Consider the following 12,483-nt stretch of genomic DNA (forward strand, 5'->3'; position numbering starts at 1 on the left):
ATCATACCCTCAATAAACTTGAACAAAAAAGTTTTTACACACATACTCTAGCTAAGAATCAAAGGTGAACGAAAATGATACTTCGAAATACAACAAAAACTAAAATAATTAAAACATCAGTCAACTTTGGAAAAGGAATGTCTTTTCACCTCGATAAATCAGGGCAACCTATTAAGACTGAAAAAGGCATCAGAACTCACTCATATAGGCACGATAAAATAGAACCTAATTTTCCAGTGCTATATCACCCGACTCGCTTCACCGAATGCCAAGAAATGAACTTATTTTTAATGCACCGCTTTGAAGGTCATTTCAGTCTCAAAAAGAATCAAATAGACAATGAGGCTTTTAGTGACGCTTATCATGCCAGCCAACCGGGAAAGCCATTAGATGTTAAGTCTGTTCGCAGTATAGCTAAGCACTTAAAAGCTTTCTTAGATTGGTTGGATAAAGATGATGCATCCTATTTTGAAGTAATAGCTGCACCACTTTCAAAACAATCTGTAGATGATGATATTTCTAGGTTACCTGTGTGGAGATATCACAAACATTTATGTGAAAGAGTCGAAACCAAAGATAAGTCTAAACGCATAAGCTTTAACAGCGCTCAAGAACGAATTAGAGCTGTTAAAGCATTCTATATATGGAGCCATAAGCGCGGAGCTATAGATAGCCTCCCCTTCTCACTTGAATACAAACAGGTACGTATTAAATCGAAAGCTAAATCAGGTGTCAGTTCGTTGTTTCAATTACCTACCAGCAACAATCGTTCTGGGGGCTTATGGAAATGGGTCAGTAATTTGAGCATTCCAAATACATTGAAACAAAAAGAAGACTCACCAGACAAAGGTCTACAACCATATTCTCCAAAAGAACTTAAACAGTTACTGGAGACGAATACAGCTCAAAAAGAGACTTATAAACTTTATTTGCAGTGTGCCTTGTTAGGTGGACTTCGATCTTTTGAAATTTCGGCCATCGACCAGAAAGACCTCTTTAACCCTGATGAAAAAGAAAACGAGAAACGTATTCCAAAATTGAACATTGTACGAAAAGGACATAAGCCAGTGAGATTAACAATAGCGCGAGTTCTAATGAAGCTTTTGTACAATCACACTTTGACAATTCAAAATATGAAGCGACGTACCAAACATGAGACTAATCATGGTATGGACAATAGCGAACATCCGCTTCCTTTGTTTATGAATAGTTCAGGATCGCGGATAAGCGAAGATACACCGGGGAATACTATTTCCATAGTTAGAAAAGAACAAAGGAAGCAGGGATTAGAAATACTATTACGCACATTCCATGACTTACGCGCTACCTTTGCTACTTATGTCGCTAAATACCTAATTGACAAAGGTGAATCAGAAAGTTCCATCCGACAAACACTAATGACTTTGATGAGTCACGAAAGCTTTAAAACAACCAAACGTTACATCGACTTTGCCAAAAGTGTATCAGTGGATGCATACGGAGCGATGTCAGAGTGGGTAAAAGATATCTACGGTGATGTTAACGAATTGCTTATGCGTGAGGCTGAAGATGCTACAGCAAGTTAAAACGCGGAAGTCCAATCGTATTCCTGCTAGATTTAAACCTCATTCAATTGTTCTAGCCGAACAGTTAGACGTTTTATTTAACAGGGCATATGACAAAGAAAGCAATATTAGCACAGGTGACGACACTGCTATTTCAATGAGTCGCTTGCGGAATGCTTGTGTCAGTTTACAGCACATTCTTCCTCTAGCCCTTAATAAGGTTAGTGCAGATACTGCGACATCAATTCAAACTTCGGGATTAAATGCTCTATCAGACTTTGAAATTTGGCAAGAACTGGAATACTTTTGCATTAATGAAATAAATGATGTCAAGCTACCTAGTTATGCTACTCGTATAGAAGAAGCTTTAGAAAACATAGCTAAGTTTCATTTTTATGATAACGCTATCAACGCTCCTTTTAGGCTAGTAAATGGGGCTACTTCAATCGACATAACTAAATTATTCGAACTTGAATTCCATCAAGTAAAAGAGACTCGTAAATTACTAAAAAAATATCTGGACTATCTCGTCCTTCCAGAATTAAGCCTCAAAGATTCTTCTATTAGAGACAACATCCTCAAAACTGCGACTGCTATTATAAATATTTGTCTACATGATACTTTTAAGAATACTGAACGCGTCAAACTGCCATTATTGGCAACATTAAAGGATAGGGAATTCGTTTCATCATTTATATGCAATCACAACTTCCGTACTTTTTTAAAATTTATACTACCCGATGTGTGGGGTAAAGCTAGAGTCAATCAATTTAAAACTGAAGCCGAAGTGATAGGGTATGCACAAAGCATATCATCCAAATTTGGCAATGAAGTTGATGCTTTTTTGAAAAATCAGATAGCAAGCGCTTCGGAAGCTAATACAACAAGAGTTAGATCCTCAACTTTATCATTTCCAAGGTGGTTGAATAGTGCTGGTAGCGTAGCATCACCAATAATTAAGCTGCTTAGTGAGCGTGGAATTCAAGGGTTTGCAGAAAATGGCCTTCAGGGATTTAAATACCTTTATAAGCATTACCAAGAAGAAACTCAAAATAACCAGCAGTTTTTACTGCTACTAAACGCTGCATTGGACCTTTACCACTTTGTTACGGGTGAAAAAATCGCAAAGGAAAGTTTATTACCCTACTCATTGGGCTATTACCTTAAAGAAAGTGACACTACCGAATGGCAGAAGCATGAGTGGGTATATGACAATGCCTATAAATTTTATCAAAACCTAGTCGAATACCATAAAGTTTTTACAAAGCGAATTGATGGCGAGAGCATAGGCATCGTCACTCTCAAAGGTTACATAGGTAGTATGGCTAGAGCATTGAAAGAAAATGCATCATCATTAACAGATGAACAAATGAAGCTTATTGCCAATCATGGGGTTCATGCTTTTGTTGAAAATAACTGTGAGATACTAAAGGCTATAAGAGAGGCAATTCAACTAAAATCAAAACAAGGCGATTTGTCGGTTTTTGTTGGTAATCAATATCAGAGCGCTATCGACAAATTACTATCGTTTTATGGTCTAGATACTATTAAAAGCTTTCCGGTCAACACCGAATTAACTGCACAACATCAAGAGCAACTCTCTCAGAATCAAGATAAGCTCTACTCATATAGAGAAGTAGTAGAATTAGCATATTACATAGAAAAAGGGCTTTCTGAGACCTTACTCACAATTAAAGACAAAGTTACACTTTATGCAGCAAAAGTCATATTGAAAACTGGTTGGAATTCAACTCCTACGCTAGAGCTTGATACTGACGACTTATTTTTCTTTAACACGCCATTACATTCAAGTAAAACTCCTGCTCTTCGTTTATTTAAACGCCGAGCTAATTATCAAACACAATGGCATAAATTTGAAATTAAAGCCGAAGATCTAGAAAAAGAAGGCGTCTTATACGGCGACGTTGTCGAACCAGCAATATTTGATATTAAGGCTGCGACTAAACTTACGTCTATTTACCGCCCTTCTATTGAGAACCTATCAAAAAGAATTTTTGTTTTTCCCAAAGTAAATAGTATTGGAGAAGTAAAGATTCAATTATTAACAGCATCACGTTTCAAGACCACTATAGATAGGATATTGACTGAGCTTGGGTGTGATATCGTATTTAATTCGCAAAAGATCAGAAAATCAGGGCTTAACTACATTTACCGAAAAGTTGCCAAAGAATTTAAGTGGTATCAAAAAGCTGGCAAGCACTCTTATGAAACGTTCTTGCGTCATTATTTAATGCAAGATAACAAAGATGTTGCAATGACAATCAACAGAGCGACAAAAACAATGGCAGACTATTTTGTTCGCGATGTTACCGACAAAGTAATCATTTTGCAGACTCCACCAGAAGACGGTAAAAAAGTCCCGAATGGCACATGCATTAACTCAAAAGATAAATCCGCAGTAGTGGCATTCGAATCACAAAACAGGAAATTATTAGACCAGCGAGATACAAACGAGCATGCATGTGCCGACTTTAACGCATGCTTGTGGTGTCCGTTCTATCGCTGTGTTGCTGACGCATTGCATGTTTGGAAACTTTTGTCATACCGGGATTTTGTTGTTGCTGATATGGAAAACTCAGCCGCAACATTTGACTCTATAACAGAGCAACTGGAAAACATAGAGCAGTTGAAAAATAGGGTTAACGAAATATTAGCTGATATTGCCAAGCTTAATGCTCAAGCTGTGACTGATGGAAAAGAACTATTGAGAACAGAGGGTATTCATCCTCATTGGAAAAACACAGGTTTGCTATGACCAAAGAGATAACTAAAACAAAACTACTTGATATCGCTGTTGTAAAAACACATACAGGTCAAATCACTATAAAACCTTTGGTTCAGGTGTTAGAAGATTTTAAAGTTGATGATACTAGCGCTTTTAATTCGATTGCTTTGTGGGAAAACAGAGCATTGAATATTGCTAAACATGGCACTATTCACTTTGGCGATGACACTTGGATAAGCTATGAAGAAACGCAAAGAAATGTGAATTTTAAAGGTGTTGATGAATTAGCATATCAAATTCGAATTTATTCACTAATTAAACTCACACATGGTGATGTTGTAGGCGGTAAACCTCTAAAAATCTCTACACTTCAAAATGATGTAACGTATCTAAATTTATTTGCAGCCTTCTTAAGACAAAGAGGTTATCACTCATTTCATGAGTTGGAGTTCAAATCTGACTTAGTTATTAGGAATCTCATAAAAGACTATTTATATGAAGTCAGGAAAATAGCTATTTACAGACAATCACACTCATTTACTAAACTATTTGACGTGCAGCGCAGCTTTCGTCTTTTTGGCCCTAAGGTGTGTAGTGTTTTTATTGATGTACTTAACCAACTAAACGAGTTACACCATCCGAGACCAGTCACTTATTCGCACCCTGTCATTCCTACTAAAGTAATGAAAAAAATTCTGAAGTTTGCAGAAAAAATAGTTGAAAACTCTAAGGATAAGATAGAACGATGGCTAGAATTAAATGCACGCTTAATAGATAGTTTAAATGAAGGCTCCGTTGAACCACCGCCCAAAATTAGTACAGGTGAGCTAATAGCAAAACATGTAAGAAACTTACCCGATGAAGTGGAATTCATTCAATTATCCGAAGAATTAGAAGATTTAAAATTAGCCACATACATTAATATCTTGGCCTATACAGGCATGAGATATAACGAAGTACTTACATGCAAGGTTGGCTGTGCCAATTACAAAGATGATATTTATTACATTACGGCAATCATGACCAAAACCGACAACAGTAAGGTTGAGATGGAATGGTTTTCAAACGCTGAAGTACATGAGTGTGTTGGTATTTACGAAAAATATGTGTTCGGTATGCAAGAAAGGGCAAAAGCTGTACTTTCTTCATGCAGAGCCAATATAACAAGTAGTCAAGCACACAACTTGAAAGAAGGGTTAGAAAGAAACCGTCTTTTCGGGGTTTCACATAGTAGCTGTAGTGTTAGTTTTAGCGATGCTGGGCGATTCACAAAATTTGAGGTTAAAAACAGTGAAAACATTGAGCTTTTTGACTTAACTCTAGACGATGATGATATAGCAGAGCTTGAACGCCTTGAATCTAACTACAAAGAAGTTAGAGGAGAGAATAGAGGTGTCCCATACGAAGAAGGCGATACGTTTAGATTAACCGCTCACATGTTTCGACATACGTTGGCCTACTTTGTCATTGCCAATAAATTAGGTGAGCTTGATGATATTAGATATCAATTTAAACATTTAACCAGCCTAATGACGTTTGTTTATACTCGAAGAGCATTTTTGGCCTCAACAACTTTAATTAAAACTACTGAAGAGTTTAATGAGATTTTAATTGACCGTGTTGCAGAAGAGTTAATAGATGAAGCCGAGTCACAATCACTTAAAGGTGGTGCTGGTGAGCAAATTAATAAAACATCTAAAGATCTGATAATAGGTATTACTGATAGTCAAAGTAAAGATTCGACTGTGATTAAGCAGATCCATTTCAGTTCAATTGAAGAACTGAAAAAATTTCTCGTCAAAAATATTAAAAACATACGTGGCTTGCCTACGGGGTACTGCACTGCGGGAGAAGCTTGCAAGATAAAAGGAGCAGGAATCCCTAGTGGCTGTGTGTATTGTGGTAGTAAAATCATTACCAAACGCCACAAGGTCAATTGGCAAGTGATAAAAAAAGATGCGACCCAGAAACTAGAGGCATATGCAGCATCAACCACAGAAGAGCAAGAAGATTACGAGCTATTTGCTATTCACTGGAAAAATAATATAGCAGCAGCTGACTATGTATTAGATGAAGGCAAAGCGCATACAAACCAAGGAGAACAAGCATGAGTAGCGCATATGATGATATAAAACGTGCTTTTGAAGAGATGAAATCTGATGGCAGCAAGATAACCAAAAATGCAGTAGCAACGAGAGCTAAAAGAAATATTGCGAATCTATCTAAAGAAGAAGAAAAATGGGTAAAGTTACGAGAAAGTATTGAAAAAGCTCAATTAACTTGGGAAGAAAAAAATAAAGATAATTTAATAAAACAACTCAGAACAAAGGTAGCCGAACTAAAAAGCAAGCTTGCTAAAGAAAAGCAAAAAAATAATATCGGCACTAAGGAAATCGATAATAAAGATACAAAGTTATTAGTGTTGTTGAGTGAAATGTACGCAGAAATAGATAAGCTCAAACTGATTAATGCCGATTTACAAAATCAACTTCAGCATTCAGGGCAACATACAGAAATAAGAGTGGATACGTCTACTGGTGAAATTATTGAATTAGTTTCAACGAAACAATAGATTAGATGTAGTAGCTCATATCTCAACTTACAGTTTTGTTGATTAGGCTTAGACTTCACCTGACAGGCAGCAAGAGCGAACAAGAGACGGTCAGAGTGATCTGGATATGTGAACTTAATTCTACAAAGAGGACGCTTAGCGACCCCGTTCATGCAATAAAATTGAGTTTAGGCAATCCGCATTAATTGTATAATGATATTTCTGCTTCTAAAGAGTATGTTTATGAGAACCATTGGAAAACTGGCAAAAGATTTAGATATCAATGTTGAAACAATCCGTTTCTATGAGCGCCAAGGTCTGATAGAGCAACCTTTAAAACCAGAGTCTGGTTACAGAATGTATGGCGATGCCCTTACCAGTCAACTCAAATTTATTCTGAAAGCTAAAGCATTAGGGTTTACGCTGAAAGAAATTGAATCGCTTATGTCACTAAGTGACAGTTGCGCTGATATTGAGTCGATGGGGTTGCAAAAACTTAATCTCATTCGTAATAAAATTGCTGATTTACAGCGATTAGAGAAAGTAATTCAAGATATGACAGATTCTTGCAAGGCCAATCAAGACCCTCAATCCTGCCCGGTAATAAATTCACTTAAATAGCTATTGACCCCGTACTTATGTACGGAGTTTATACTACCTTAAAAATTGAGGTAGATAGTTATGATCAATAAAATTCTAGATAAAGTAGGTTCTGGTGGCGTTTGGCTAGCCGCCCTTAGCTGCACAGCATGTTTTCCTGCACTCGGCTCATTGGCATCTGCTCTTGGGTTAGGTTTTCTTTCACATTTTGAAGGGATAGCGGTGAACACCTTATTGCCATTATTTGCTTCACTAGCGTTGTTAGTTAATTTCTATAATTGGTATCAACATCGAGATTCATTGAGAGGCGTTTTAAGTGTCATTGGCCCAATTGCAGTATTGCTGACCCTTTATCCTTTATGGCAATACGACTGGAGCACTTACTTATTTTACTTTGGGATCATTTGGATGGTCGTAATGTCTATTTTAGATATTGTTAAGCCCATTAAGGAACCAGTATGCAAGGTATAGAACTAGAATCTAAAATCACTTGCCCTGAATGTGGATTTAGCAAAGTTGAAACCATGCCTACAAACGCTTGCCAATGGTATTACGAATGCGAAAGCTGTAAAGCACTACTTAAACCGTTAAAAGGTGATTGTTGCGTTTATTGCTCTTATGGAACAGTTAAGTGTCCTCCTATTCAAGAAGGCAATGCATGTTGCTCAGGTAAGTAGCCTAGTATTCGGTGGTTCTGTGTCAACCAAGTAATATCTTAAATGCGATTGCGATTAACACTAAACCACCAAATAGTTCAGCTTTAGATTCCAGCCATACGCCACTTCTTTCGCCGATATTCACACCAATCCAGCTAAAGGCAAACGTCGTGACGCCTATTATCAAGCAAGCTACGGCTATATCTACCTCAAGCAATGTGATTGCATAACCTGCCGCCATTGCATCAATACTGGTGGCAATAGCAAGAACAAATAGCACACGATGAGTAACATTAGCAATATCTTCTTCAATTCCTTCAGATTGGGACTCATAAATCATTTTGCCACCGATAAATACTAGCAAAATAAAAGCTATCCAAGGTGCATAATCTTCAATCCAAGATGATAAACCTTTACCGCTGTAATAGCCTAAAAGAGGCATAAAGCCTTGGAAAAAACCAAAATAAGCAGCGGCTTTAATAAAGAGCTTTTCAGCATTTACTACTTTTTTAGAACCTAAGCCTATGGATACTGCAAACGCGTCCATACTGAGTGCTATAGCTAATACAAATACTTCAAACAAACCGATTAAACCTGAATAAAATTGTTATAAGATTACGTGACGTATAATTAGTTACTTGACTGATGTTAAACACCTAAGATTTACTGACAATTTTTCTATTATCAAAGCCTTATTTTTACACCAAATTTCAGCCAGATATTCAGTAACAGTGCCAACACTTGAAGGAAACAGAATATTCCCCGCCACTTTGGCGAAAGGTCCATCAGTTTCGAGTAGAACTCTATCTTGAGGTATCCACGATATTACTTTTTTAGCTCTGGCTGAAGTTAGCATGGCTGGCCCAATAGAGAAGAAACAGCCTAGCTCGACGGCTTCTAGAACTTGCTTCTTAGTACCTAAAAACCAATGAAGAATAGAAGTACCAGCATTGGGATGTAACTTAAGTTGTTCAAGAACTTCACCAGTCGCGTTAAGACTATGGATAGTTAGTATTTTGTCATCAAAGCCTTCACATTTTTTTAGAATATGCGTGAAAACCTCTAATTGATCATCAAAGTAATCAGCGTAACCTTTTGAGCCATCCAGTCCAATTTCTCCAATATATCTAGTTCTATCAACTAGCTTATCGAATAGTGCTAATTCATTTTTTCTTAGATGAGCAAGTTGAGGGTGAAGCCCCAAGGCCGTCTTACAGTGTTTTATGCCACTTGTTAACTGGACAGTACCTTCAAAAGCTGAAGGCACCGTAGTTACTGATAGCACGTAATAATTACTGCTTTTTATGTCGTTCAATACCTCTTGATGATCTGGATATAAATCAACGTGGCAATGAAGATCCATCATGACGATTTATCCGCTTGGAGAAATAATTCAACCTCTGCCAATCCTCGCTTAATAGTTGATTCTAATTTTTCTCGTATATCTTTTTCTTGTGGTATTGGCCCTGAACTTCGAAGCCAAGAACGATAGTTATCGGATTGTTTCAATCTAATAATGGCAGTTTGAACCGCTTGGAGATCATCGCGAGTATCTTTTTCTTTGATAAGATCTCTCAACCGCTTTGTCTTGTATGGCGCATCTTGTGTAAAACCAGCATGAAAAACTGACGCTCTTCGAATAAGGCAAGGTACACAATGCCCACACTGTTTATGTTCTCTGTGCCAATGACTGCATGAAACACTTAGGGGAACTGCTTTTCTAATTGCGTCTTGATCAACACATTCCGCTAACATTTCACCTTTAGTTTTGAATTGATAGGGGTTTACAAATTTGACATGAAACCCAGTGTCTCTAAGCAAAGATTCAAGCCTGCTTAGAAAATTAGGATGAGTAGTTCTAGTGCTATGGCTACCAATCCGTCTTCTGGTAAGCGGCGGATTTATAGAAATATAGCCATTCTCTGGGACGACAATAGTTTCAATACTGCTATCGCAATTAGCATTTCTTAAGGCTGATATACCAAGTACCGCCATAGCTAGGAAGTTAAAGCTTCTTCCCCTCATACTAATGTCAGTTTTACCTTCTAAGTGCTTAATAATATGGGGAGACATTGAATAGGACAATTCGCCGAATGGCGGGGATAATAATTGCTTAATGTCTTCTTGCTTAGCGCCATCACCACGATAAGCGTGACTAACCAAGAGAGGCTTTAAATCTGATTCTCCGTTCAAAATATCAATTGCACCAACTGCGCTATCAAGACCACCAGAAAAAAGGCAAACAGAGTTGAGTCCAATTAATGATTTTGCTTTTGCTTTCGCTTGCTCACTTGTTTTAGGAGTCGGCATCGGCATAGTTGTTTTTTCAAAAGTAAACAGCCATTGATCGCCTGTAAGAAAGTTGAGCAAAGAACTCAGTTCAGGTTCTACAAAATTCCACATATCCTCATCAGTTACAGGAACATGCAAATGCATTTTTCTAGCCCATGCATTTTCTGCATTATCCCTTAATTCAAATGTATCAGCAGCGGTAACGGCGGTAGCAATTGTTATCAGATCTATTGAATCAGCATCTACATTCAATCCTAAATCACGAACTGTTTGTAGTAGTTGTTTTGACACCAAGCTGTGCTTAGTGATGTCATTTTGATGCGTATGAAACATTTGGACAGGATGACAATCATCAGAAAAGTCAGGCAAGTTAGCAGGGTCATGGTTAAAGTAAAAATTAGTCATTAAAGCTCTCCCATTCATCAACCGTCATAGCAATAGCATCGGCTTGAATTTTAGTAATATTTTCTTTGCTAATAGTACTGGGGTTGCCATTAGTTACTTTGTCTAACTGCTCTTGTGTAATCACTTTTATTAGTTCCCTTAATTCAACTTCCATTTGATGATGCTTGCTTGCTGGCTCAACATGAAACCAAGCTCTGCCCATGCCTTCAACCACATCCTGAAAAATAAGGTCTGTTAAATAACAGCCTATGGCTTCTTGGATAACTTCGTCAGTAAAACTGTTTGGGTCAAATTCTTCTGTATCGGGGAGTGCTTCTTCTAGTGCGTAATCCAACGCAACTCTTACAGCATCCGAATCGGCATTATCAGGCGCTAAATGGCTAGCAATTTTGTCGATTGCTTGATCAGTCGATAGCCCAGTTAGATCACCTAATGATAAGCTTTGATTATTAACCGTTACGGTGTCGCCACGCATGACACCAAGCAATCCAGAACCAGCAGTTATGCCGCTTGATAGTCTCCTGCTTGTGCTTTTACCTCCGCCAGAGCCTTTTCTAGAGTAACTTTTTAATGAACGCCTTAGATCTGAGGTTGAGCCACCTGTTTGCGCATATTTACCAAATGCTCTTCTGGCACTGGCAAACCTATTTGGAGGCGGTGTTGCTGTAGGTGAACCACCGATTTCTTGTTGAACCTTGTCATTGTCAATATCATTGCTATTGTCATTCTGATCATCAGCTTGATTATTATCAGAGCCAGCTTGCTCATCCCCATCAGTACCTGATGCAGGTTCTATTGTGACAGGATCTCCTTGCTCTGCCCAAGATGGAATAAGTGGACTCTTATTATTTGGTCCTGTTGACGATGCGGACGTACCCATATTACTTAGTTCCCTCTAGTTCTTTTAAAATTGGATTAAGCCATCTTTGGCGGGGCAAGCTTTTTAAAAATGTAAGAAGACTTAAGCTACATTTATCATCCTGCTTGGCAAGTAACACAGCCCCATAAATGCCTGTTGGTCTTTCGGTCCAATCACCAATCAACTTAAAGTTTTCAATCAAACCATCCATGACTGACATGTATTCTTCCTTCGGAGTTGTGGTAATCGCAGTAGAGTTAACGCCACTGACCCTTACCTTTTGCTTCATTAATTCTTCTACGAGTTTTTGAGCGGCTCCAGACATTACCGAATTAACAGCCCCCATTGGAATGCTTTCTCTGCTCAGATATGCCGCTGGTGTCAAATCCATTTCAGTGAACATGGGAGGTAATTTCGACCATTTATCAATAAAAGCTAGGTCGAGTTTCCACTCTTCAGGTAAATTAATTTCGTCAAATTCGACTTCTGAATTTTCAAGATCCGCTAATACTTTTGGATATCCGTTTTCCTTATCAATTAATTCATAAAGCTTGTTGGTAGCCTGAGTGCCTAAGCACCTCTCAAAAATTACCAGCTTAGTGATAGTTTTTTCATCAAGCTGCATTCCTCTGCGATGAGCGGTTTTCTTTCTCATCTTAACCTGATTGAGTAATCGCTTAACTATGCGAGGGTTGCCGTTAATGTTATAGTGGCATAGTTAATTTGGCCACCCATTAAGAAAGAAATGTTATGCTAATAAGCATACAAATTTGGGTGAAAAAATGACGAAATTAAAACGCGCAACGTATTCTGCAGCAATAAAATTAGAG

Annotated in this window: 12 protein-coding genes; 7 read left to right on the top strand and 5 right to left on the bottom strand. The window is 37.8% G+C overall.

Going from position 1 to position 12,483, the window contains the following annotated elements:
- Positions 1–74 precede the first annotated feature (74 nt).
- From H5157_RS11590 to H5157_RS11620, 7 genes are all read left to right on the top strand, one after another.
- Complete coding sequence (locus H5157_RS11590) at positions 75–1,565, top strand: site-specific integrase (protein ID WP_008113382.1); 1,491 nt, start codon at positions 75–77, stop codon at positions 1,563–1,565.
- On the top strand, positions 1,549–4,320 hold the full coding sequence (locus H5157_RS11595) for a hypothetical protein (protein ID WP_182724715.1): 2,772 nt from the start codon (positions 1,549–1,551) through the stop codon (positions 4,318–4,320). The genes H5157_RS11590 and H5157_RS11595 overlap by 17 nt, the downstream gene beginning before the upstream one ends.
- On the top strand, positions 4,317–6,401 hold the full coding sequence (locus H5157_RS11600; protein ID WP_008113384.1) for a hypothetical protein: 2,085 nt from the start codon (positions 4,317–4,319) through the stop codon (positions 6,399–6,401). The genes H5157_RS11595 and H5157_RS11600 overlap by 4 nt, the downstream gene beginning before the upstream one ends.
- Positions 6,398–6,862, top strand: a complete 465-nt coding sequence (locus H5157_RS11605) for a hypothetical protein (protein WP_008113385.1) — start codon at positions 6,398–6,400, stop codon at positions 6,860–6,862. Before H5157_RS11600 ends, H5157_RS11605 begins: the two co-directional genes overlap by 4 nt.
- 222 nt (positions 6,863–7,084) lie before the next feature.
- A complete protein-coding gene (locus H5157_RS11610) occupies positions 7,085–7,462 on the top strand; it encodes a MerR family transcriptional regulator (RefSeq protein WP_008464133.1) in 378 nt (125 codons plus the stop codon).
- Between the two features lie 60 nt (positions 7,463–7,522).
- Positions 7,523–7,912, top strand: a complete 390-nt coding sequence (gene merC / locus H5157_RS11615; protein WP_008109712.1) for an organomercurial transporter MerC — start codon at positions 7,523–7,525, stop codon at positions 7,910–7,912.
- Positions 7,900–8,118: a GDCCVxC domain-containing (seleno)protein gene (locus tag H5157_RS11620; protein ID WP_008109710.1), complete on the top strand. Its 219-nt coding sequence runs from the start codon at positions 7,900–7,902 to the stop codon at positions 8,116–8,118. The genes merC and H5157_RS11620 overlap by 13 nt, the downstream gene beginning before the upstream one ends.
- A gap of 22 nt (positions 8,119–8,140) precedes the next feature.
- Here the strand turns inward: H5157_RS11620 and H5157_RS11625 are convergent, their stop codons facing one another.
- Genes H5157_RS11625 through H5157_RS11645 form a run of 5 tightly spaced genes read right to left on the bottom strand, consistent with a single transcriptional unit; the run spans position 8,141 to position 12,308 of the window.
- Positions 8,141–8,680, bottom strand: coding sequence for a manganese efflux pump MntP family protein (locus tag H5157_RS11625; RefSeq protein ID WP_008109708.1), 540 nt, complete (start codon positions 8,678–8,680; stop codon positions 8,141–8,143).
- A gap of 51 nt (positions 8,681–8,731) precedes the next feature.
- Positions 8,732–9,463, bottom strand: coding sequence for a Qat anti-phage system TatD family nuclease QatD (qatD, locus tag H5157_RS11630; protein ID WP_008109706.1), 732 nt, complete (start codon positions 9,461–9,463; stop codon positions 8,732–8,734).
- Complete coding sequence (gene qatC, locus H5157_RS11635; protein WP_008109704.1) at positions 9,460–10,794, bottom strand: Qat anti-phage system QueC-like protein QatC; 1,335 nt, start codon at positions 10,792–10,794, stop codon at positions 9,460–9,462. Before qatC ends, qatD begins: the two co-directional genes overlap by 4 nt.
- On the bottom strand, positions 10,787–11,674 hold the full coding sequence (locus H5157_RS11640) for a hypothetical protein (protein ID WP_008109702.1): 888 nt from the start codon (positions 11,672–11,674) through the stop codon (positions 10,787–10,789). The genes qatC and H5157_RS11640 overlap by 8 nt, the downstream gene beginning before the upstream one ends.
- 1 nt (position 11,675) lies before the next feature.
- A complete protein-coding gene (locus H5157_RS11645) occupies positions 11,676–12,308 on the bottom strand; it encodes a hypothetical protein (protein WP_259399357.1) in 633 nt (210 codons plus the stop codon).
- Between the last annotated feature and the right edge of the window lie 175 nt (positions 12,309–12,483).

Origin of the sequence: Pseudoalteromonas sp. SG43-3 (assembly GCF_014164385.1) — a bacterium.
Taxonomy (GTDB): Bacteria; Pseudomonadota; Gammaproteobacteria; order Enterobacterales; family Alteromonadaceae; genus Pseudoalteromonas; species Pseudoalteromonas distincta.